General features: G+C 47.4%; 16 protein-coding genes and 1 tRNA gene. 9 read left to right on the forward strand and 8 right to left on the reverse strand.

Annotation, left to right across the window (positions count from 1 at the left end):
- The first annotated feature begins 18 nt into the window (after positions 1 to 18).
- Positions 19 to 756, forward strand: coding sequence for a 5-oxoprolinase subunit PxpB (gene pxpB, locus HMPREF1222_RS09375; protein ID WP_196799961.1), 738 nt, complete (start codon positions 19 to 21; stop codon positions 754 to 756).
- Positions 746 to 2,029 carry a 5-oxoprolinase/urea amidolyase family protein gene (locus HMPREF1222_RS09380; RefSeq protein WP_016519194.1) on the forward strand — a complete coding sequence of 428 codons (1,284 nt, stop codon included), beginning with the start codon at positions 746 to 748 and terminating at the stop codon, positions 2,027 to 2,029. The genes pxpB and HMPREF1222_RS09380 overlap by 11 nt, the downstream gene beginning before the upstream one ends.
- A gap of 205 nt (positions 2,030 to 2,234) precedes the next feature.
- Here HMPREF1222_RS09380 and HMPREF1222_RS09385 read toward each other — a convergent pair.
- Positions 2,235 to 2,307: transfer RNA gene (locus HMPREF1222_RS09385), tRNA-Asn, on the reverse strand.
- 175 nt (positions 2,308 to 2,482) lie between these two features.
- Here HMPREF1222_RS09385 and HMPREF1222_RS09395 point away from each other — a divergent pair.
- From HMPREF1222_RS09395 to dnaJ, 3 genes are all read left to right on the forward strand, one after another.
- Positions 2,483 to 3,154: a nucleotide exchange factor GrpE gene (locus tag HMPREF1222_RS09395; protein ID WP_016519195.1), complete on the forward strand. Its 672-nt coding sequence runs from the start codon at positions 2,483 to 2,485 to the stop codon at positions 3,152 to 3,154.
- A 91-nt stretch (positions 3,155 to 3,245) separates the two neighbouring features.
- Positions 3,246 to 5,168: a molecular chaperone DnaK gene (gene dnaK, locus HMPREF1222_RS09400; protein ID WP_016519196.1), complete on the forward strand. Its 1,923-nt coding sequence runs from the start codon at positions 3,246 to 3,248 to the stop codon at positions 5,166 to 5,168.
- A 454-nt stretch (positions 5,169 to 5,622) separates the two neighbouring features.
- Positions 5,623 to 6,771, forward strand: a complete 1,149-nt coding sequence (dnaJ, locus tag HMPREF1222_RS09405; protein ID WP_016519197.1) for a molecular chaperone DnaJ — start codon at positions 5,623 to 5,625, stop codon at positions 6,769 to 6,771.
- A gap of 230 nt (positions 6,772 to 7,001) precedes the next feature.
- On the opposite strand, the gene HMPREF1222_RS09410 is transcribed toward dnaJ, so the two are convergent.
- From HMPREF1222_RS09410 to HMPREF1222_RS09430, 4 genes are all read right to left on the reverse strand, one after another.
- The gene (locus HMPREF1222_RS09410; RefSeq protein ID WP_006188890.1) at positions 7,002 to 7,304 is read right to left on the reverse strand and encodes a BrnA antitoxin family protein; all 303 of its coding nucleotides are present in this window, start codon (positions 7,302 to 7,304) and stop codon (positions 7,002 to 7,004) included.
- The gene (locus HMPREF1222_RS09415; protein ID WP_016519198.1) at positions 7,282 to 7,569 is read right to left on the reverse strand and encodes a BrnT family toxin; all 288 of its coding nucleotides are present in this window, start codon (positions 7,567 to 7,569) and stop codon (positions 7,282 to 7,284) included. Before HMPREF1222_RS09415 ends, HMPREF1222_RS09410 begins: the two co-directional genes overlap by 23 nt.
- A 214-nt stretch (positions 7,570 to 7,783) precedes the next feature.
- Positions 7,784 to 10,381 (reverse strand): InlB B-repeat-containing protein, encoded by a 2,598-nt coding sequence (locus tag HMPREF1222_RS09425; protein WP_016519199.1) that lies wholly within the window; start codon positions 10,379 to 10,381, stop codon positions 7,784 to 7,786.
- Positions 10,382 to 10,399: 18 nt separating this feature from the next.
- Complete coding sequence (locus HMPREF1222_RS09430) at positions 10,400 to 11,998, reverse strand: InlB B-repeat-containing protein (RefSeq protein WP_016519200.1); 1,599 nt, start codon at positions 11,996 to 11,998, stop codon at positions 10,400 to 10,402.
- A 238-nt stretch (positions 11,999 to 12,236) separates the two neighbouring features.
- Between HMPREF1222_RS09430 and HMPREF1222_RS09435 the strand changes: the two genes are divergently transcribed.
- The 3 genes from HMPREF1222_RS09435 (at position 12,237) to HMPREF1222_RS09445 (ending at position 16,139) form a co-directional block, all read left to right on the forward strand.
- On the forward strand, positions 12,237 to 13,586 hold the full coding sequence (locus tag HMPREF1222_RS09435; protein WP_016519201.1) for a hypothetical protein: 1,350 nt from the start codon (positions 12,237 to 12,239) through the stop codon (positions 13,584 to 13,586).
- 101 nt (positions 13,587 to 13,687) lie between these two features.
- A complete protein-coding gene (locus tag HMPREF1222_RS09440) occupies positions 13,688 to 14,209 on the forward strand; it encodes a methylated-DNA--[protein]-cysteine S-methyltransferase (RefSeq protein ID WP_016519202.1) in 522 nt (173 codons plus the stop codon).
- Between the two features lie 34 nt (positions 14,210 to 14,243).
- Positions 14,244 to 16,139: a DEAD/DEAH box helicase gene (locus HMPREF1222_RS09445; protein WP_155997704.1), complete on the forward strand. Its 1,896-nt coding sequence runs from the start codon at positions 14,244 to 14,246 to the stop codon at positions 16,137 to 16,139.
- Between the two features lie 319 nt (positions 16,140 to 16,458).
- On the opposite strand, the gene mfd is transcribed toward HMPREF1222_RS09445, so the two are convergent.
- Genes mfd through HMPREF1222_RS09460 form a run of 3 tightly spaced genes read right to left on the reverse strand, consistent with a single transcriptional unit; the run spans position 16,459 to position 21,652 of the window.
- Entirely contained in the window at positions 16,459 to 19,968 is a 3,510-nt protein-coding gene (gene mfd, locus HMPREF1222_RS09450) for a transcription-repair coupling factor (RefSeq protein WP_016519204.1), read from the reverse strand.
- Between the two features lie 9 nt (positions 19,969 to 19,977).
- On the reverse strand, positions 19,978 to 20,631 hold the full coding sequence (locus HMPREF1222_RS09455; protein ID WP_006188881.1) for a Crp/Fnr family transcriptional regulator: 654 nt from the start codon (positions 20,629 to 20,631) through the stop codon (positions 19,978 to 19,980).
- Complete coding sequence (locus tag HMPREF1222_RS09460; protein ID WP_016519205.1) at positions 20,624 to 21,652, reverse strand: cyclic nucleotide-binding domain-containing protein; 1,029 nt, start codon at positions 21,650 to 21,652, stop codon at positions 20,624 to 20,626. Before HMPREF1222_RS09460 ends, HMPREF1222_RS09455 begins: the two co-directional genes overlap by 8 nt.
- Before the next feature lie 192 nt (positions 21,653 to 21,844).
- Here HMPREF1222_RS09460 and HMPREF1222_RS09465 point away from each other — a divergent pair, with 192 nt between their 5' ends.
- Complete coding sequence (locus HMPREF1222_RS09465) at positions 21,845 to 22,705, forward strand: PHP domain-containing protein (RefSeq protein ID WP_038077067.1); 861 nt, start codon at positions 21,845 to 21,847, stop codon at positions 22,703 to 22,705.
- Positions 22,706 to 22,723 lie beyond the last annotated feature (18 nt).

Below are 22,723 nucleotides of genomic sequence, written 5' to 3' on the forward strand. Positions count from 1 at the left end.
TTATATACGTATTCGGAGATAAAGTATCTTCCCTGCGGGGAAACGGCAATTACGATTGAATTCGGAAATGAGATTTCAAAGGAAATCAATGCAAAGATTCGGAAAACGATTTTAGAAATTGAAAAACAGCGGATTGAAGGAATTGTAGAAATTGTGCCGACGTACCGGTCTATTCTTTTACAGTATGATCCGCTGCGATGGACATTTTCCGATATGACAGACAGACTGAAACAGCTTAATATAGACGAAAGCGGCAGTGAAAGCGATACGGTTACGCTTATCGAAATCCCGACATTATACGGCGGGGAATACGGCCCCGATATCGATTTTGTTGCGGAGCATACCAAGCTGTCTAAAGAAGAAGTTATCAAGCGCCATACACGTGTCGATTATCTCGTGTATATGTTGGGGTTTATTCCCGGCTTTACCTATTTAGGCGGTATGGACGAAACGCTTGCAACACCGCGTTTGAAAACACCGCGCCTGCAAATTCAGCCGGGTTCCGTCGGTATTGCGGGAACACAAACCGGTATCTATCCCTCTTTGTCGCCGGGCGGATGGCAAATTATCGGACGGACACCGCTCAAGCTCTATGATGCCGATAAAAATCCTCCGGTGTTTATTCAAGCCGGCGATTATATCCGGTACCGTTCCGTTACACCGGAAGAATATGCGGCAATCGCAGAAAGTGTGGAAAAAGGAACATATCGGATTAATATGCAAACAGTAAAACGAGGTGATTTGCATGAAGTGTAGTATAAAAGTGATAAGACCGGGTGCTTGTACAACCGTTCAAGATCTCGGCAGAATCGGATATCAGAAATTCGGAATCCCTGTTGCCGGCGTTATGGATGAATTTGCCGCGTCGGTTGCAAACTTTTTAGTGGGAAACGAGCGGAACGAAGCGGTACTCGAAATTACCTACCTCGGCCCAACCCTTGAGTTTCAAGAAGATATGCTGATCGGAATTGCCGGTGCAAATGTAAGCCCCAAGCTGAACGGCGTACCGGTACCGGTTTGGGAAAGTTTTACCGTTAAAAAAGGCGACGTGCTCAGTTTCGGCAGCGTAAAGGGCGGAGTCCGTGCTTATATCGCATTTGCAGGCTCCATCGATGTACCGCTTGTAAACGGTAGCAAATCCACATTGATGAAATCGAAAATCGGCGGTTTTCAGGGCAGAATGCTGCAGGCAGGCGATGAGCTTTCCATTTGCGTCAGGCAAGGCACCTGCCCGCAACGGCTGCCCGCTCATTTTATCCCGATCTATCCCCACAGCAATGATATAGCCGTATGTCTCGGGCCGCAGGACGATTATTTTACCGAACAAGGCATATCCGATTTCTTCGGGCACCCGTACACGATTACGGCAAATGCCGACCGTATGGGAATCCGCCTTGAAGGAACAGCCGTTGCACATAAAACCAAGGCGGACATTATTTCCGACGCGGCGGTTATCGGCTCTATCCAAGTCCCGGCGGACGGTAAGCCCATCATTTTGATGGCAGACCGGCAAACAACCGGCGGCTATGCAAAAATCGGCACGGTAATTAAGGAAGATATTATCAAATTAGCCCAAATGGCGTCAAACGATACTATCCAATTCTGCCGTATTTCGATGGAGGAAGCGCAGCAAAAATACCGAACCTTTTATCAAAAACTGGAAGAAATCCGAAGCAGTTTGCAGGCTTTATGCAACACGGGGATACAGGCCTGCGCTTCCGGTACTGCAGTGAATGCCTCCGCCGGTGGACCTACCGGTAAGGATTCTACCGTAGCGTCTGTTCCCGATACAGCCGGAAATACTGCGGCAGCCGTAAAGGAAACGGTTTGCCTACCGGTTGCCGGGACCGTTTCAAAAATGGCCGTTAAAACGGGCGATACGGTAAAAGAGGGTGATTTGCTGTTTACTTTTGAGGCTATGAAGATGGAAAACGACATGACCGCACCCTGTTCCGGAACCATCGGCCGTATTTATAAAAAAGCGGGCGGCCTAGCGGATGCGGGTGAACCCGTCCTTGAGATTATCTAGCTGTTACAGTAAGACGGAAACGGGAAACGGATTCGGGCATATCTAAAAATTTTACTTGATTCTTAGATATGCCGCATCGGCAAAGCTGATAACGAGTTTCACTTTAAGTCTTTATATTGTTTGTAATGACTTAAAGTGAAGCATCGCAGTTACATCCAAGAAAAACAAAAAAGCTCAAACAGTATCACCGTTTGAGCTTTTTTCGCTCCCCCGCGCGGGTTCGAACCACGGACCCAGTGGTTAACAGCCACTTGCTCTGCCTACTGAGCTACAGGGGAAAGTTAAAAATAACTATGGAAAAATTTATACCGAAAATAGCAAAAAATGTCAAGCGCTGCAAAAAAAATATCTTGACCATTTGCAATTCCGTTAGTATTTTTTATCTGTCAAATGAGAAACACAGATGGCGGTTCGGCTGGCAAGCAGATAACGCCGGATACTTTGAGGAAGGTAATGACAAAGAAACACGGAAAAAAACATGAGCAGGAGTGCGAAACACAGCCGGTAGAGCAGGACGGCGCAAGCGCCGAACAGCAGACTGTATCGGAGCAGCAAACCGGCAATCAAGAGCTTGGGAATGCAGCTGCCGGACAAACTGCTCAGCATGCAGAAGCCGCGCAGGAAGCAAAAAAAGAGCCGTCCGATGCTGAAAAGCTCGCGTCTCTTGAAGTAAAATGCAGGGACTTGCAGGATCAATATCTGCGTAAGGCGGCGGATTTTGACAATTACCGCAAGCGCATGATAAAAGAAAAGCAGGAGGCAATCGATTACGCAAACAGCAATTTGCTTACCGACCTGCTGCAGATATTGGATGACTTTGACCGCGCAATCGAAGCGGGAAAAAAGGCCGGAGAAGAAAGCGCCGCCGCTTTTATGCAGGGCGTTATGATGATCCGGAGCGGCTTACTCACGCTGCTGGAATCCAAGTACGGACTGCAGTACTACGAAGTACAGGGAAAGGTTTTTAACCCCGACATCCACGAAGCGGTTGCAACCAATCCTTCAGCGGAGGTTACGGAACCGACCGTCGGAGCGGAACTGCAAAAGGGCTATAAATTGAAGGAACGGATTCTCCGTCCGGCAAAGGTTATGGTATTGATGCCAGCTCCGGCGGAAACAAAATAACGGACATCCGATCGCGTTTATTACACGTTTCGGAGTCTGTAAAAGACTATAAGATAGGATCCCTCACGGGACAATATAAGGAGACTTTATTATGGGAAAGATTATCGGAATTGACTTAGGAACAACCAACTCTTGTGTTGCGATTATGGAAGGCGGAGAGCCCGTCGTTATCGCAAATGCCGAAGGGGGACGCACCACACCGTCGATCGTTGCATTCAAAAAAGATGAACGGATTGTCGGTCAGCCTGCAAAGAACCAGATGATTACCAATCCTGAAGGTACCATCTACTCGGTAAAGCGGTTTATCGGCCGTCGGTACAGCGAGTTAACCGACGAATTAAAGCGGGTTCCGTATAAAATCGTACCGCAGGGAGACGATGTCCGTATCGAAGTAGACGGCAAAAAATATTCAACGCAGGAAATTTCAGCCTTTATTCTGCAGAAGATGAAGAAAACGGCAGAAGACTATTTGGGCGAACCGGTAACCGAAGCGGTTATCACGGTACCTGCATACTTTAACGATGCACAGCGCCAAGCAACCAAGGATGCCGGTAAAATCGCCGGATTGGATGTAAAGCGTATTATCAACGAACCGACGGCTGCTTCTCTTGCATTCGGCTTTAACAAGGATTCAAAGAAAGAGAAGATTATTGCGGTATACGACCTCGGCGGCGGTACCTTTGATATTTCGATTTTGGAATTGGGCGACGGCGTATTCGAGGTTAAATCCACCAACGGCGACACCCACTTGGGCGGCGACGACTTTGATAACCGCATTGTAGAATGGCTCGAAAAAGAGTTTAAGGCGGATCAGGGCATCGACCTTTCAAAGGATCGTATGGCACTGCAGCGGCTCCGTGAAGCGGCTGAAAAAGCAAAGATCGAACTTTCCAGCCGTGCGGAAACGGGAATCAACCTTCCGTTTATCACCGCCGATGCAAACGGCCCCAAGCACTTGCAGAAAACGCTGACCCGTGCAAAGTTCGAGCAGATGACCGACGACCTTTTTGAGCGCACCAAAGAACCGTGCCGCAAAGCCTTAAAGGATGCAGGTCTTGAAGCAAGTCAGATCGACGAAATTCTGTTGGTCGGCGGTTCAACCCGTATGCCTAAGGTTGCGCAGATTATCAAAGAGATTTTCGGGAAAGAAGGTTCCAAGGGTGTAAACCCCGACGAAGCGGTTGCAGTCGGTGCAGCTATCCAGGGCGGTATCTTGGGCGGCGATGTCAAAGACGTGTTGTTGCTCGACGTTACCCCGCTTTCGCTCGGTATCGAAACAATGGGCGGCGTATTCACTCCGTTGATTAACCGCAACACCACCATCCCGACGCGCAAGAGCCAGGTATTCTCCACTGCGGCCGACGGACAAACTGCGGTTTCCATCCATGTATTGCAGGGTGAACGCGGTATGGCAAGCCAGAACCGGACGCTCGGCAACTTCGACTTGGTCGGTATTCCTCCGGCTCCCCGCGGTGTACCGCAGATTGAAGTTACGTTCGACATCGACGCAAACGGTATCGTGCACGTTTCCGCAAAAGACCTCGGAACCGGTAAAGAGCAGCACATCCGCATCGAAAGCTCCAGCGGCTTAAGCGAAAGCGAAATCGACCGCATGGTAAAAGAAGCGGAAGCCAATGCCGAAAACGACAAGAAAGAGCGCGAAAAGGTTGAGGTGCGCAACGAAGCTGACTCGATGATTTACCAGACCGAAAAGACCTTGAAGGAAATGGGCGATAAGGTGAACGCCGCCGACAAGCAGCGCATCGAAGAAGCGGTTGCAGCCTTAAAGAAGGCGATTGAAGGCGGAGATACCGCAGACATCAAGTCCAAGACCGAAGCGTTACAGCAGGCTGCGTATAAGATTGCCGAAGAAATGTATAAGCAGCAGGGCGCTCAAGCCGGTGCGGCAGGAGCTGCCGGAGCAGGCGCGGCCGGCGGTGCATCCGAAAGCGGTTCCACCAAGGGAACAGCCGACGATGTTGACTACGAAGTCGTAAAAGACGAAGATAAATAACAAAGATGTTTTCCTTTTATTTATGCGAAATTTTCTTGAAAATTTCGCATAATTTTTTTAAAATAAGGGTAAGCACAGCAAACGGATAAAAACAAATCGCAGACGGAGAGGCTAAAAATAGTCTCTCCGTTAGCCTTTTAGAAATAGGCGAGGCAGATGCCTGCATATTTTTTAAGATAAGGGTAAATGCAGCAAACAGATAAAAACAAAACGCAGACGGAAAGACTATTGTTGTTAAAAATAGACTTTCCGTTAGCCTTTTAGAAATAGGTGAGGCAGATACGAGGCATGAACAAAAATTACCCGCAGTCGTGCTTCTGCACGTTGAGGACTAATTTTTGTGGAATAACGAAGTAGATGCCCGCATATTTCTAAAAGGAAAGGTTGAACAGCCTACAGGATTCTGCGGGATATACTAAAAAATCGTTTGCTGTGCTTACCCTAGGAGCTTATTTTGGCACAACGAGATTATTATGAGGTATTAGGCATAGCAAAAACCGCTACTGCCGATGAAATAAAAAAAGCCTACCGTAAATTGGCAATTCAATATCACCCCGATAAAAACCCCGGAAATAAAGAAGCTGAAGAAAAATTTAAAGAGGCGACTGAAGCCTACGAAGTACTTATTGACGATAAAAAACGCAGCGTCTATGACCAGTACGGTTTTGACGGTGTTAAAAATATGGGCGGCGGGTTTGACCCATCCGCATTCCAAGGCTTTGAAGACATCTTCGGCGGAGGCGGCGGTCTTTCCGACTTGTTTGAAAGCTTATTCGGAGGCGGCAGCTTCGGAGGGTTCGGTGGTTTCGGTTCTTCAAGCCGCGGTTCTTCTCGAAGCGGTGGGCCCGCTCGGGGCGCAAACCTCCGCTATGACTTACAGATCGATTTTACCGACGCCGTATACGGCAAGAAGATTGAAATACAGTATTCCCGCGATGAGCATTGTTCGGAATGCAAGGGTTCAGGCAGCGCAGGTGGAGGCGGCAGGAAGATGTGCCCCGACTGTAAAGGCACGGGACAGGTACGGCAGAACACCGGCTTTTTCTCCATTGCAAGCACTTGCCGCCGCTGCGGCGGGGTGGGTACCATTATCGAAAACCCGTGCAAAAAATGCGGCGGTTCCGGCTTAGAACGGAAAAAGCAAAAAATCATTATCACGATTCCCGCCGGTGTCGAAGAAGGAAAGCGTATCACCATTCCCAAACAGGGAAACGCCGGTTCGGGCGGCGGTGATTACGGCGATCTTTACGTATTCATCTTTATTAAGCCGCATAACCTGTTCGAGCGGCACGGGAACGATTTATACTGTGCAATTCCGATCTCCATGACGCAAGCCGCGCTTGGAGGAGAAATAACGGTAAAATCGCTGAATGATAAGCGGCTGACGGTCAAAATCCCCGCCGGTACGCAGCACGGCGATGCGCTCCGTGTACGAGGGGAAGGAGTCCCCGCTGCAAGCGGCAGAACAGGAGACCTCTATCTCAAGGTGATCATAAAAATACCGATGCGGATGTCCTCATCGGGGCGAAAACTGCTCAGCGAATTTTCGGCAATGGAAGGTGAAAATACCTCTCCCGATATTGTACCGTTGTCTAAGCTATAGGTAAATGCATCAGACTGTTTGGTGCGGTTGCCCGCAGAATAATGGGGCTGTTTCGTCAGCCTTTTGAAAGAGACGGTGTAGATACGAGGCGCAAGCACAAATTAACCGCAGGTGTATCTTTGATACGTTGAGGATTAATTTGTGCGCAGTAACGAAGTAGATGCGCCGTATATTTCAAAAGGAAGTCTGATGCGTTTATTTTGCTTACGGAAAAAGGGGAAAGATTTTGATTATCCAAATACAGCTTTCCTAAGGATATTATTTATTCTTGTCTGATAGCCTTTGCCCATATTTTTCAAAGCCATAAGGACATCAGTATCTATCCGCAAACTGACAGAAGTTTTCTTTACGGAAACTTTATAAATATCATTTCCGTTTGGATGAACTTCATACCAAGGCTTGAATTTTTTCATCTGTTCATCTGTAACTTCAGGGCAATCCTCTGTAACAATTGGTTTTGCAGTGTTTATTATTACTTTATCATTATCTGTAAGCGGATTTCCAATTAACTCATCTAATGTCATAGTTTTCATAATACAATTTCTCCTCTTTAGGCGTTGCTCTTCGTGCAGAAATAATACGTATATTATCACTTCCCCGTTCTGTGTAAACTACAAATAATATACGTTCTACACATCCAATTACATTGTATCTTTCCTCAGATTCATCAGAATGATTTTCATCTAACATTTCAATTCTTTTTGAATCTAGGAAAACCCTGGCCGCATATCCAAAAGAAATTCCGTCATGATTTTTTTGATTTAAGCGGTCTTTATTTTCATCCCATTCAAAAGTCATTATTACATCCTGTGTATATTATAAGCTGTATATACATCTTTTGTCAAACAAAAAGTGCGGCTTATGAATTGATGAAAAAGCCGGTTTGCGCCGGAGAGCGAAGTAGAGCAATAAAGCGGAAGCGGAACAGCGGACAGCCGGCAGTAAATACCTTAAATCTTTTGAAAGACACGTTTTACCGTCGGCAATCCGCCGCCGTTCCACAATAGGTAACCTAATATCTTACGATTTTTATATCCATCTTACTTGTGTACAATCCGTTGCCATTGTATCGGCTGAGTTTATACGTTCCTTTGTTCAGATAAATAGAGGTTGCGATATTCGGTCTGCCGTTCGAGATAAAAGTTTTTACAGGAGTTCCGTCGGATGTTAAAAGCTTTAAGGTTTCTTTGTTCGTCTTGCTTCCTCCCGAGCTGTCTTGTAAGAGGAAATAGACTTTCGTATTCTCTTCTAAAGAAAACGTATCGGAAGTCCATGTAGAGCCGCTTCCCAAAGTCTCATTTTCAAGATTTATAATTACTTTTCCGTTCTTCCATCCGGCAACTTTTATTTGAGAACTTACTTTATTGGCAGAAGAATCTTCATTTACCGCATTCGTCTCATTTTTTCCGGTAACATATCCTTTGTGTCCCTTTTCATCATTGCAGCCGGAAAGCGTAATGTTTATCTCTCCTTTATCCGGAATGTTGCCGGAATTATAGCCGCAGTAACCGCCCGTATAAACAGCCTCGTAAGCACCGGCTGAGGAGCTGCCTTTTACAGTTCCGGTTACTTTTGTTGAATGACCTGAAAGAGTACCTGTGCCTGAAATCGTACCGGAGTTCTTCCCGCAGATTCCTCCCGTAAATTGAATACCGTGTGTTTCACCGTCGATGGTACAGTCTCTTACCTCACAGTTTTTAATCTCGCCTAAGTTTTCGTTGCAAATTCCGCCGACAAAGCTTTCTCCGGATGCAGGTTTTATTCCCTCTACCGTACAATTCTGAACAGTGCAAGAGTCGATGACACCGCCTGCAGCATTTATTTTTGCAATAGGGGCATATCCGCTCATCTGTACGCCGGAAACAGTAACAGTATCTATGGTTCCCTCATTTGTGTTGCAGACGGGTCCGTTTATGTTGACGTATTTGATTTTGCTTCCTGCGGCAATTTTATCGAACAAAACTTCGGAAAATCCCGAGATTTTCATAAGAAGAGATCGTTTTGTACTAACAATTTCTCCTTTAAAAGTTTTTCCGGTTGTTAAAGACAGCGCCGGATTTGAAATAGTATTGCTGGAGGAATAGTCGACCTCAAGCGAAATATCTGCAGTAATTGTTCCGCTAACGGTATTTGCAAAAGGGGCGCCCATTAAAGCATTCCATTGTTTTGCATCTTTTACAGAATAATATCCCAAGTAAGTTTTTTTTCCGCACCACTGTGCATACAAAATGGTGTCTTCGGTAAGAGCCGGACTTGCTCCATCCGCATAGCGGGTTCCGCTTCCGTTCTCAGCTGTATCCCATCCGCAGAACGTATACTTGCCGGCATCAGTTGAAGAAGTAAAATCGGAAAAAGCTGCCGTATGAGTTACGAGGGTATCTCCGGTTTCATAGTTTTGAACATAAAAATCATTTCTCATTGAAGACGGATCAGCAGCCGATTCAATATTTATGATATACGTTACTTTTTTAAAGTTTGCCCATTGCGCGTAAAGCGTAAGATTGCCGGTAAGTGCCGGAGTGCTACCGGGCTTGTAAGCAGTACCGGAGCCGTTTTCCTGCGTATTCCATTCCTTAAAGCGTTTACCGTCTCCCGAGATAAAGCCTAACGCCTCTGCATCTGCAATGGACGAACCGGGATAGAAGGTTTGTGTTTTAACAGCCGGACTTGGAGTGTTTGAATTATAAGTTACGGTATAAGACTGCGTACCGGCATTTTGTGTTGCTGAAGCCGGTGACTCAAACGGATAAAAAGCCCCCTTGCTCAAATAGCCCGCTTCAACATGAACGGGAACAGGATACACAAATACACTGCCGTCACCGGCTGTAAATGTAAAACTTACAATATGAAAACCTGCATTTACCGGAGCGGAAGTAAAAGATGTCGAATTCCAGTCAATTTCATACATATTTCCGGTTTCGTCGGTTTTCTTAATTGAAGCGGTAGAAGAGTCTTTTGTTCCAATGAGATTCGAATCAAGCGAAATGGATAGTGCAAAATAGGGAGAAACGATCGATTGAACATATTTTTTAAAATCTTCAGCTACCTGATGATTATAAGGGTGATAATACAAATTTAATTGAATGCTGCCTGTCTGTGCTCCGTTGGAATCCGCCGAAAGCGAAGTAAAATCGAGTTTTGTTGTATCTCCGCTTGCAAGCATTTTTCCGGTGAGCGTTTGTGTCATGGTGGCACCGTAATTTTTTGCAGTCAGCATAAAATCGTACGTTCCTGCTGTTATGGGCTTGGAATACGGCTTTATCTGCATTTCGTTGTAGTTTTCCCACTTTGTAAGAAGCGTGTCGGTTGTTCCGAGCGTTGCCGGATCGGAAGAAAGTTTTGCATAAAGACAGATGTCCGTAAAACCGGAAGCGCTATTGTTGGCATCAGCCTTCGGCATTACGGTTCGTGCATTTGCCTCAAGCGACTTTGCTTCCTTTTCAGATCCTTTTAATCCTACTGCAAGAGAGATTGCAGCATATCCGTCTTTGGCGGACATATCTTTTTCTTCCATATTTAAGGAAAGATTTGAGCAGGATGCTAAAACAAAACCGGCTGCAACCAAAAAGAATGCCGCAAATCTTTCTAAAAACCTTTTACTATTATTCATCTTGTTCTCCTTCTTTTATCAGTTTCCTGTTACCGTAACACTCAGCGTAGTGCCATATTTTCTTCCGGCGAGTTCCGTAGTTACCATAACGGAATGGTGTCCTGCACTCAGCACATAAGCTGAAAGCGTCGCTCCCGTTTCGTTTTCTACCGCAACACCATCGATGTACCATTTAAAGGTACTCGCTCCCGCCAGTGCAGCTTTAAAGCGTTTGTCTGTGGAATCGTATGTAAGACTGATATCGGAATGTGTAGGAGGGGTTCCCACGGATATATCTATGGATGTTTGTAATGCTTCCCACTGCGCATAAAGCCTAATATATTCGCCATTGCCAGATCCGCTCCATGTAAAAGATGCTTCATCCGCATAAGCCGTACCTGTTCCGTCATCTTTCGTATTCCATCCGGTAAACTTATAGCCGTTGGCAAAATATTTATTCTTGCTCAGATTTTTTGCAGTCCCGTAAGAAAATTGATCGTCATACATTGAACCGTTTACGCTTACGCCCGCCGGAGCATTTTTCTCGTAGTGAATTGTTGCCGTCCAAAGAGTCCATTTTGCAGTAAGCGTCATATCTTTCGTGTCAGTATGCCGATTGATATACGTCGTTTCAAACACTTCCCCGTCTTTATACCAACCGTCAAAGCTATAACCGGTTGCTGTTAAGGCATATACACCTGAATCAATGCGAATATCTGCACCGTAATAAGAATCCGAATATGTCCATGTCAGCGGAGCCGGAGCAGTACCGCGTTCCGTAACAAAGGTTGCCGTGTACGAAGCCGGTGTAAATTTCGGGCGGAAAGTAGCCTTTCCCGTTACGGTATATTTTGTAAAATCGATAATACTTTGAGAAGCGTCTCCGTCAAGATAATAGCCTTTAAATACGTATCCTGTTTTTGCGGTCGCAACCGGAATTTGCGAATCGGAAAGAACTTCTCCTTTATCCGCATAAACCGAGACGGTATCAATAGAATACGTATTGTCGCTTTTGTAGAATTTCAGTTCAAAACTGTCGTCATTATTAAAGCAGGCGTACAAGGTGATTACCTCACCGTCGGTTTTTGATACATTTTTTATTTTTGCGCCGCTTTTGTATTCGCCTTTTTGATTAAAGTTTTCTTCTGTCTTAGTCCAACCGCGCGCTTTATATTTTGTGCCGTAGTACTCATACGTCAAAGCATTTACAGGCAACGTGTATTCAACGTCATACGTACAAACCATATCGTCAGGAAGCGGGCCTGAAAAAGTCCCGTAAGCACCGCTGCTGTATGAAGCCCTTGCAAACTTTACCGTATAGGTAATAGGAGTAAGCTTTACGGTGATTTTACAGTCTTTTTTTGTAGTAAACTGACCCGAGTATACCTGTACTCCGTCTGAATTAAAAAAAGCGCCTTTATAGCCTTCTTTTTTATAGTCAAAATCTACAGATCCCGTACTACTAACTGTTTGCGTGCCGAGTGTATTCCCCTGCTCATCGACAAAAGTAATTGTTGAGGAAGAAGTTCCCCCCTTATCGGATGGACCGTGTGCCGTGTTACATCCCGTTAGTACAAAAACTATGCAGAAGCCGAGAAGCAACAATGTAACGAGCAAACGCTCAAAGTGCTGTTTCATAAAAACTCCTTGTGATGTTCTGATGCTCTGTAGCTGTCTGAGAATGAGCCGGTTTTATCGGTACCCATTCAGAGCGAGCTGTCAAGTGAACAAACTTTCTTCCATATTACCCCCCCCCCCCCCTAGGTGTCAAGTACCGATTTTTATGTCGTTTGACTTTTAGAAAGGCTGGGAACGAACATCGAAATTGCCAGACTGAACAAATCCTGCTATACTTTCTCCAGTATGGAGGGGAAGAATGAAAAAGATTTCAATTCTGGCAGGGATGCTGTTTTTGATGTGCTGCACGGCGCTGTATGCGCAAGATGCTGCGGATGACTTCGGGTTTGACGAGAGTACGGAATCGAGCAGCGCGTTTTCGATTGATATAGGCGGAAAGCTTTCCCTCGGCGGCTCTTTTTATTTTAACGACTTTAAAACTTTTAAGGATGTAAAGCCCGGCTCACTGGTAGAAGGAAAGCTGCACATTCATGCAACGGCGCCGATGACGGAAGCGTATTTCGGCGTTAAGCTGAACGGCAAAACACTTGCGCCGCTCCTCGGTAAAACGCAAGCTGTGTTTCCCGCACAGCCGCAGATTGCTCCGTGGATTGACGAGGCCTATCTTAAAATGCTCTTCGGCTCGGTAGTTATTACCGGCGGTATCCAAAAGATGAACTGGGGGCGGGCGGAAAATTTGAGCGTACTCGATATCGTCAATCCCCGCGATAAGACAGACCTTACGCTGATGTACGATCCTCAAGAAATGAAGATTGCCCGCCCGCTTATATCCGCCGCTGTGTACCTTCCGTACGACCTCAAACTGGAGGGTGTGTACTTACCCGTCTTTGAAGGGAACAGTATTGTTGCCGGAACAACCGACCGCTGGTACTCACGGCAGTTTGACCGGATATGGAATAACCCGTCGGTGAGCTCGTTTAATGCCCCTGCTACCGATACCCTTGCCTATTCGCAGGGCGGCGGGCGGCTTACGGCTGCCATAGGCGGTAAGCATGACTTAGGTGTGCAGTATTTTTACGGGCGGCTGCCGGAACTTGCGTTTAAAATGGAAGCTGCAGGGGGGCATCCCGTTACCGGCTTGTATAATCCGTATCACCATATCGGAATCGACTATGGCATCGGCATCGGTTCGGTATCGCTGAGCGCGGAACTCGCAGCGAATATCACTTCGGACTTATCAGGAAATAATCCTTCCATATATAATCCCTCGCTTGCATGGAATGCCGGCGCAGTTTATTCCGCGCCACTCGGCTTTACGCTCGGTGTAAACGTAGCGGAAAGTATCAGGCTGCATCATAATAGCATCGGTACGCAAGACTACGATGTCGAAGCCGGTAAAAAAGCGACAGATACTAAACTTGCATTTTCCGTATCGCAAACACTCTTGCGTAATTCTTTTGAATGGAAGCTCGGCGCTATTGTCGGACTTGAAGACGCTGACTTCTGCATTATGCCCGGTATTCACTGGCAGTTTGCGACGCTGCTGCTCGACTGTAATGTCGGCATCTTCGGCGGTAAAGAAACAGGAAGCTTAGGACAGTTTGCCCGCAACAGCTTTATCAGACTCACTGCCGCGTACGAGTTCTAAAAGATGTATACGGATACAGTATGTTTGACGTAGATTAAACCTGTTTTGAAACTTCCGTTTCGGAACAGGTTGCCTTGACATGTGATAACCTAAGGATAAAGATGACATATACTCAATGGTATGATTCCCCGCTGGGGAAAATGTTACTGGCGGCAGACGGCGCAGGGTTGACCGGTGTGTGGTTTAACGATGAAAAGTTTTTTGCTCAGTATCTTGAAGAACAGCATGAAGAAAAAGAGACGCCGTTTTTACAGCAAACAAAGCGATGGCTTGACGTATATTTTAGTGGCAAGGAACCCGATTTTACCGTGCCATTCCATTTTAACGGGACAGACTTTCAAAATGCCGTGTGGAATATACTTTGTACCATTCCGTACGGGCATACAACCACTTATGGTGAAATAGCCAAGCAGATTGCCCACCAACGAGGTTTAGCCCGTATGTCCGCACAGGCGGTAGGCGGCGCAGTCGGTCATAATGGAATTTCGATCATAGTGCCCTGTCATCGCGTTATCGGAGCAAACGGCAATTTAACCGGTTATGCCGGCGGCCTCGATAAAAAGATACAATTGCTAAAACTGGAAAAAGCGCTTTCTCCCGCTCTTTTTAGAGATGCCCTATGAACTTATCCCCGTATCTGATATACTCGCAACGATTATGGATATATCTTTTAGAGATTTAGGACTCGATGAGTCCGTATTGAATGCGGTAACGGCAAAAGGATTTGAAGAGCCGACACCCATTCAAGTGTTGGCAATTCCGCGCCTCTTAAACGGCGATGCAAATGTGATTGCAAAGGCGAGAACGGGTACCGGTAAGACCGCCGCCTACGGATTGCCGCTTGTACAGGAATTGAGGGAACCGCGGGAAAAACCGCGTGCGCTGGTATTGGTGCCTACCCGCGAACTTGCGCTGCAAGTCGCTTCGGAAATAGAATCGTTTAAAGAAGGAACCTATCCCCGTATCACGACCGTGTACGGCGGTGCATCGATTGTAGAACAACTGCGGAACTTAAAACGCGGATGCGAAATTGTTGCGGGAACCCCCGGCCGTGTTATCGATCATTTGGAGCGCGGCTCGCTGAATTTGGACAGTATCGAATATTTTATTTTAGATGAAGCTGATGAAATGCTGAATATGGGCTTTATCGAAGATATCGAGACGATATTTAAAAAAGCAAACCCCGATTCGCGGGTACTGATGTTTTCCGCGACTATGCCTAAGCAAATTCTTAAAATCGCTGCCGACTTTATGGGCGAATATGAAATTGTAGAAGAAGAAGCGTCGGAAGAACCGCTGCCGCTTACCGAGCAGTTTTTTTGGATGGTGCGGGAAGAGGACAAGACCGAAGCCCTCGTCCGCCTTATCGACACGGCGGAAAACTTTTATGGGCTGGTATTTTGCCAGACTAAGGTTGACGCCGATGCCGTTGCGAAAGAACTTGATGAACGACATTACGAAGCCGCCGCCTTGCACGGAGATATTCCGCAGGGGCAACGCGAAAAAATCTTGAGCCGTTTTCGGGCGGGGAAAACCCGCATTTTAGTTGCAACCGATGTTGCCGCCCGCGGTATCGACATCGAAGGGATTACGCACGTCGTTAACTACTCTATCCCGTACGACGGCCCCACGTATACTCACCGTATCGGCAGAACCGGACGGGCGGGCGCAAAGGGTACGGCGGTAAGCTTTATCCGCCCGAATGAGCGGCGCAGGATCGACTATCTGCGCCGCCATGCGCGGGGAGAGCTGCTGGAGGGAAAGATTCCTTCCATAGAAAAAGTTCTTGCGCAAAAACAGGACAGGCTCTTTTCCGATTTGCGGCGGCAGATTGGCGCCATCCGTACCGAGCATACCATCAACAAACCCTTTATCGAACTTGCCCGGGAACTGTTAGCCGGAAATAAGGCAAGTCTCGCTGCCACTGAAGAAACCGCCGCTGATGGTACCGATACCGCTGTTGCAAATACTGCAAACGTTGACGAAGCCGTTGCTTTCGGCGCTGAGGCCGCGGTATCCGGCGTCAAGCATATTGACAGCGCCGAGCTGCTTGCCGCCGTCCTGCAGCTGCACTACGGTTCGGTACTGTCGGCATCCCACTATCGGAATATCAAAATTCCCCGCAGCGAAGAGAAGCGGGGAAAATCTTCCGGGGAGAATACCATACGGCTCTATGTCGGACTGGGCAGAAAAGACGGAACAAGCAAGCGGAGTCTTGCGCAGTTTTTCAGCACGCTACTTTCCATCCCCGAACACGCAGTTGACCGTATCGAATTATTCGACCGTTTTTCGCTTGCGGACTTACCCGCCGATGCGGCTCATGAGGCGCTCAGACTTTCAAAGAAAAGAGCGAATATGCCGCATATCCACATCGATACAAAATCCGATAATGTAACCGACAAAAACGCCCAGCCTGCAGGCTCTGCAAAAAAAAGCCCTTCACGCAAACTGCGCGAAGGGAACCGGCGCGAAGCTTTTTTCCGCGAAAAGGACACAAGAAAAAAGCATCCTCTCAGCGCAGGCTCCGCAGCGGCCTACAAGAAGCGGAAATAGCCTGTTAAGCAGTGTAACATCCATGTACACTTTTTTCCGACATACATCCGTGTATGTCGGAAAAAAACGAGTTTTGTGCACAAAACTCGCTGCTGCGTAGAACCACCGCCATCCGTGGCGGTACTGATACACGGTAAGAAATGTACTTCCTTGTACATTTCTTACCTGCGAGAGTATATGTTTTTATTGACCGCGGAATGTGGTACTCTTATCCGACGGGATAAGGGGGCAGGCAGCAGGTTAACCGTACCGAATATATTTTACGCGGTTAGTCTGAGTTAGGTTTTATCGCTATAATAGCAACCGCATAATTTTCACCTCAAATCAACTGATTGAGTTTTTCGCTGATGAATTCGCTTTTTTCTTTTAAACCGATATTGCCGGTTTCGAGCATGATGACGTTCGGCTGTTTTGCATCGAGTTTAACCCGACCCGCCGATTCCTTTATCATGCGGAGCAGTTTATCGATAGAGATTTTTGAGACCTTCGCAAAGGTGATGCGCACCGTTCCGTTCCGTTCTTTAAGCGAAGCGATTGCAAGTTTTGCACAGATAATTTTTATCTCGGCAAGGGAAAGCAGGCTTTCCGCTTCTTCCGGAGCGGGTCCGAACCGATCGGACAGTTCCGCATAGAGCCTGTCCAACTCCTCCGCAGTACGGACGGCGGCAATCTTTTTATAAATTTCCATTTTTGTTTCCGGCACGCGGATATAACTGTCGGGGATAAAGCCCGTGTACTCAAGCTCTATGACCGGTTCCGTTTCCGGCTCATAACCGGCGTTTTGCAGCCGCTCAACCGCTTCTTCCAAAAGCCTGAGGTACAGGTCAAAGCCGACGGAATAAATATCGCCGGACTGCTCCTTTCCCAACAGGTTTCCTGCGCCGCGGATTTCCATATCCTTCATCGCAATTTTAAAGCCGGAACCGAGCTCCGTAAAATCGGAGATAACCTGCAGCCGCTTCATTGCCACCTCCGACAACGCCTTGTTTTCGGGATACAGCAGGTACGCATACGCTTTTCTATCGGAACGCCCGACGCGGCCGCGCAATTGGTACAGCTGAGAAACGCCGTACATGTCGGCACGGTCGATGATGATAGTATTCGCATTGGGGATGTCGATACCGTTTTCGATAATAGTGGTAGCGATAAGAACGTGAAAACCGCCCATATTGAAGCGGCGGAAAATATCTTCCAGCTCGGTTGCGCTCATCTGTCCGTGCGCAATATCGATAAGCACTTCGGGGATGAGCTGCTGAATTTTATACCGCGTTTCTTCGAGGCTTTCTACACGGTTATGCAGATAGAACACCTGCCCGCCGCGGTCAACTTCAAAACGGATAGCCTGCGCAATCCTTTCGGAATCAAACGGAGAAATAACCGTTTCCACCGGCCGGCGGTTCTGCGGCGGCGTAGTCAAAAGGCTCATATCGCGGATTTTTAACAGGCTGATATGCAGGGTGCGCGGAATGGGGGTTGCGCTCAAGGAGAGACAGTCGATATTCGTCTTCATCTGCTTGAGCCGCTCCTTGTCCTTGACCCCGAACCGCTGCTCTTCATCGACAATCATCAGTCCCAAATCTTTAAACTGCACATCTTTTTGGATAACGCGGTGCGTTCCGATAACGATATCGAGTTCGCCGTTTTTCAGCTGGTTCAATACTTTTTTTTGCTCGGCCTTTGAGACAAAGCGGGACAGCCGTGCAAGCTTTACCGGAAATTTTTGAAAGCGTTCTTGGAATGTTTCAAAATGCTGCTCCGCAAGGATGGTGGTCGGGGCTAAAAAGGCAGCCTGCTTCCCGCTCATCACCGCCTTAAATGCCGCCCGCATCGCGATCTCCGTCTTACCGTATCCGACATCGCCGCAGATAAGCCGATCCATCGGCACCGGTTTTTCCATATCGGTTTTAACATCGGCAATGCAGGTCAGCTGATCCTCCGTTTCTTCGTAGGGGAAAGCGGCCTCAAAGGCGGTCTGCCATTCGTTGTCTTTTGCAAAAGCAAAACCGGCGGCGGCTTTGCGGCGGGAATACAGGTCGATAAGTTTGTCGGCGATGTCTTCAACCGACTTTTTAACCTTGTTTTTCCGGTTTTCCCACGCTTTGGAGCCGATAATATCCAGCCGCGGCGCTTCGCCTTCATTTCCGATATACCGCTGTACGAGGTTTGCCTGCTCGATCGGGATAAAGACCGTTTCGTCCTGCGCATAGAGCAGATTGATATAATCGCGTTCGTGCCCCAGCGCCTTAACCCGCTCGATTCCCTTAAACTGCCCGATACCGTAATTGACGTGCACCACATAGTCGCCGGGATTGAGCTCCACAAAGGTGTCGATAACCGAACTTTTTACCTGCTTAATCGACTTCGGGATGCGCCGCCGCCTGCCGAAAATTTCATTTTCCTGAATGACGAGTATTTTTAGCTCGGGGATTCCAAATCCGGAAGAAAGCGTCAGCGGCAGTACGGTTGCTTTAATATCTTTCAGCAATTCCCCGATACGGAGAGCCTGCGCATCGCTTTCCGCAAATACGAAAATGCGCCATCCTTCCTGCTGTAAATGGGTGAGTTCTTCTTTTAAATACACGATGTTGCCGAAAAAACTGCGGGGAGGGTCGCAGTTAAACACAATCGGTTCGCCGCCGTCATCCGATTCTTTAAGCGTCCGCAGGAAAATACTCTGCGGATAGCTTCCGGTCAGCTCCGTAAAGGACAGCAATAGGCGCTGTGGCATGGGGTATTCGGTAATTAAAAGATTATATTTAATATCGTCGTCGATTGCGCGGGTAACCTTATTATACAAGCCGTGATATTCCCGCTCCAAGGCCTCCACCGCATTGCGCTGCCGGTCGTAGTCCATGTAAAGGAGTATCGGTTCTGCAGCGCTACTACCGCCATGCAAATACTCAAGGTAGTCCAGAATGCTTGCAGGCTTTTCAAAACAGAGCGGATAAAAAAGTTCTTCGCCGTCGAATGCACGGTGTTCTTTTACGTGCGCGATGAGCTTTTCCATGCCGTCTGCGGTAAATTCGGGCATATTTCGCATATTCCGTTCGAGCGAGGCAATCCGCTCATCATCCCAGATCACCTCTTTCATCGGATAGAGCGTCAGGCTGCCGAACTCTTCGACCGAGGCCTGCGTGTGCATATCGAAGGATTTAATCTTTTCTATGGTGTTAAAGTCGAACTGAATACGGTAGGCGGTGTGCTGCGAACCCTTATTGGCGGCAGCGCAGACATCGAGCACCTCTCCGCGGAGTGCAAATTCGCCCCGGACGCTTACCCGCGGCACCCGCGTATAGCCCCACTGCACCAGCAGCGAGGCTATCTTCTCCGTATCGATTTCTTTTCCTTTGTAGAGGGTACAGGTGAGTGTTTTAAGGTAATCAGGAGGCGGCACCGGCGTTAAGAATGCCCGCTGGGTCATAACCGTTACCGTGTTTGCCGCTGTTTCGGAAGCCGCCGAACCGGAGGCCGTTGAATCGGTTATCGGTGCGCCGGCACAGAGTTCCGCCAACATTTGAGCGCGTTCCGCAAACACCGGCGCGGAGTTTTGTACCGGCCGGTACGCCATATTGCCCCACCACGGCAAAACCTGCGCTTGCAGCCCCGCAATATCGAGGTCGGCATGCAGCTCTTCTATTTCTTTTTCGGTTGGGACAACGATACAGAGATTTGAGCCGAAGCGGCGGACATATTCGGCAAGAAAAAAAGCGAATATACCTCCGGAAAGTCCGTAAATATGATAGGGAAAACGCCCTTCCTTCAAAGAGGAAAAAGCGTTTTCCATGGTTTTCCATGAGCAGATACTGTCTTGTAATGTCTGTTCTTTCATCACCGCTAATTAGCCGAAAAAGTTGTCTTTTGTGCGTCGGGTCGTTACAAAACGGGCAAGGTCAACGATGTTTTTTACGATAATACGGTCGCCGTATACTTCCAACCGTCCCTGATCGGCAAACTTACGCAGTGCATCGCCGGTCGCCTCAGCAGAAAGACCTGCCCACCGGGCAACTTCTTCCGGCGTAATAATAAAGGTACGCATTTGAGTCGAACGGTCAAGGTCGGGTTGCGTTTCGTCAAGCATTAAGAATACGTCGCCGATACGGGCGATAGTATCTTGTATCGTCAAAATCATAAATCGCCGCTTTTGAACGTAAATACGCTTTACAAAGGTCTTTAACAGGCGCATTGCGATGGCCGGATTTCCGGTTAAGAGGATTTCAAAGTTTTCTTTATTAAACTCAAGCGCGACGACATCGTCATAGGCAATTGCGGAAGCGGAACGGGGAGAATTATCCAAAACGGCCATTTCGCCGAAGATTTCTCCTTGCTGTAAAATATCAAGATTTTTTTCCGCTCCGTTGATAATCTTAATTAACTGAACACGCCCTGATTGAATAAGATAAAAGGAAGCACCGGGTTCAAATTCGGAAAAAATAACCGAACCTTTGGGAAATTTTTTAGCAAAACGGGCAAACGAGGCAAATAGATCAGGCATGGATAGCTCCTTCGCATGCAGTCTGCAGCTCTTTAATCTTAGGCACCAGCAGCGGACCTGCCATTGTTAAAGCCTTGTCATAGAACGGCAGCGCCTTATCGGGTCGATCCATACCTTGATAGCATAGGCCGAGAAGCATCAGAATCTCTGCAAGTTTTAAAGATTTCGGGAATTGAGTGATAAAGCCCGTACCAAGTTGAATACACCGCACATATTCCGCCTGTTTATATAAGCAACGGGCAGCTCCTAAATAAGCTGCTTCCAGCTTCGTACCCTGCTTCATTTCGATAATGGTATGATATTGCTTGTATGCATCAGCCCACTTCTCTTGTTTTACAAGGTCTTCCGCCAGCTGAAAAGTTAAATCTACTGAGGCATCGTTGAGCTGAGCCTGTTGAACGGGACCGCTCGCAGGAATGGAAGCTGATCCTGTAGGCTGACCGGAAGAAGAACTATCCATGCTGCCCGGCTGCCGTGCTTCTCCGAAGCTGCGGCCGGCCATCTGTGTCGAGTTTGCAATAATCGGACCGATAGCCCCCAAGTGCTTACCCGCCGGATAGAGCGCCCGATAACGTGCTGCTACTTGAGCAGCAGCTTGATAATGCTGTGATTTATAAAAAGCCGTTGCAACCGTAAACAAGCCGTCTTCGTTGTTTGTTTGCTGCTTACTATCCATTAAAGATTCAAGTTGCCGGTGAATATTCCGCAACTGCCGGGAAAATACTTTCAACATTTGAAGATGCGTATTTGTTTGAGCAAAACTTTCAAATTCGGCAACCGAGAATGTATATACAAGCGAGTCCGTTAAGACCATCGCGCTTTCTTCCCGAGGATAATTTCCAAGTGCTGACTTTACTCCAAAAAACTCACCGGTTTTAATATATTCCGTTACCTGCGCGCCGGTTTCAATATCAAGCGAATTAAGCGCAATATGTCCGCTATGCAGCAAAAAAACTCGAGCATCAAAATCGCCTGAAAAATAAATAACTGAATTTGCGCTGTATTGAACAGCCTTTGGCATTTTGTCCTCCGTACCACACGCAGTTCTCAACTGTAATCATACATCGAAAAATCGCTAAAAACTCGGTTGGATTTTTAGCAGTTTCCATTTATTTATTCAAATAATTAACGGTAAGAACTATCTTATATGATTATATCATACCTTGCGGAAAAAACCTAGTGCATTATACATCTTTTTGCTATAATGATTGTTATGATAGATTTACATACTCATTCCACCGCTTCCGACGGCACTTTTTCTCCGGCGGAACTGGCAGCAGAAGCACATAAAGCAGGACTTTCGTTGTTTGCCCTTACCGACCATGACACCGTAGCGGGTGTTGCCGAAGCGCAGCAGGCCGGTAAAACCCTCGGTATACGTGTGTTGCCGGGAATAGAAATCAGCGTTGAATGGCAGCCGGGAGAACTTCATTTACTCGGTCTTGGAATCGATAGTAAAAATACAACGCTAGCCAGCCTTATGCAGTATGCACAGGAAAAACGGGTGGAGCGGAACCGTAGGATAATTGAAAAATTTTATGAAGCAGGTATTGTAATCGACGAAGAAAAGCTCGCCCAACTCGCCGGAGGAGCGGTAATCGGACGGCCTCATTTTGCAAAGTATCTTGTACAAGAGAAAAAAGCAAAATCCATTCAAGATGCCTTCCTGAAATACCTTGCAAAAGGACGTCCGTTTTATATTGAAAAAGAATGTTTACCGCTTACGGAATCAATTGACGCTATCAAAGACGCACACGGCGTTCCCGTGTTGGCTCACCCGATGTCGCTCTATCTTTCATGGGGGAAGCTGCCTGAAACCATCGCACAATTTAAGGAAGAAGGTTTAGTAGGGCTTGAAGCATGGCATTCGGGGGCGCGGTACGGTGAATGTATCCGGCTACAAGAACTTGCCGAAAGTCTCGGGCTGATTGTTACTGCCGGCAGCGACTTTCACGGAGCAAACCGCAAGGATGTGCATTTAGGCAGAACCGCCGCAAATCTCCCGATTGAAGACCGTTTTTTTACGGACAACCTTCTCCCTGCACTGGCCGCTGTAAATAGCGAATATCGCTAAGGTCATCCGCTGCGGTAC

The sequence above is a fragment of the Treponema vincentii F0403 genome (assembly GCF_000412995.1).
Classification (GTDB): domain Bacteria; phylum Spirochaetota; class Spirochaetia; order Treponematales; family Treponemataceae; genus Treponema; species Treponema vincentii.

Bases quoted from the DNA above. Each gene is read 5' to 3' on its own strand.
- HMPREF1222_RS09380 (WP_016519194.1), top strand. From the start codon at position 746: ATGAAGTGTAGTATAAAAGTGATAAGACCGGGTGCTTGTACAACCGTT.
- mfd (WP_016519204.1), bottom strand. From the start codon at position 19,968: ATGAAAGAACAGACATTACAAGACAGTATCTGCTCATGGAAAACCATG.
- HMPREF1222_RS09465 (WP_038077067.1), top strand. From the start codon at position 21,845: ATGATAGATTTACATACTCATTCCACCGCTTCCGACGGCACTTTTTCT.
- HMPREF1222_RS09440 (WP_016519202.1), top strand. From the start codon at position 13,688: ATGACATATACTCAATGGTATGATTCCCCGCTGGGGAAAATGTTACTG.
- HMPREF1222_RS09460 (WP_016519205.1), bottom strand. From the start codon at position 21,652: ATGCCAAAGGCTGTTCAATACAGCGCAAATTCAGTTATTTATTTTTCA.
- dnaK (WP_016519196.1), top strand. From the start codon at position 3,246: ATGGGAAAGATTATCGGAATTGACTTAGGAACAACCAACTCTTGTGTT.
- HMPREF1222_RS09395 (WP_016519195.1), top strand. From the start codon at position 2,483: ATGACAAAGAAACACGGAAAAAAACATGAGCAGGAGTGCGAAACACAG.
- HMPREF1222_RS09445 (WP_155997704.1), top strand. From the start codon at position 14,244: ATGGATATATCTTTTAGAGATTTAGGACTCGATGAGTCCGTATTGAAT.
- HMPREF1222_RS09410 (WP_006188890.1), bottom strand. From the start codon at position 7,304: ATGAAAACTATGACATTAGATGAGTTAATTGGAAATCCGCTTACAGAT.
- HMPREF1222_RS09415 (WP_016519198.1), bottom strand. From the start codon at position 7,569: ATGACTTTTGAATGGGATGAAAATAAAGACCGCTTAAATCAAAAAAAT.
- HMPREF1222_RS09455 (WP_006188881.1), bottom strand. From the start codon at position 20,631: ATGCCTGATCTATTTGCCTCGTTTGCCCGTTTTGCTAAAAAATTTCCC.
- HMPREF1222_RS09435 (WP_016519201.1), top strand. From the start codon at position 12,237: ATGAAAAAGATTTCAATTCTGGCAGGGATGCTGTTTTTGATGTGCTGC.
- HMPREF1222_RS09425 (WP_016519199.1), bottom strand. From the start codon at position 10,381: ATGAATAATAGTAAAAGGTTTTTAGAAAGATTTGCGGCATTCTTTTTG.
- HMPREF1222_RS09430 (WP_016519200.1), bottom strand. From the start codon at position 11,998: ATGAAACAGCACTTTGAGCGTTTGCTCGTTACATTGTTGCTTCTCGGC.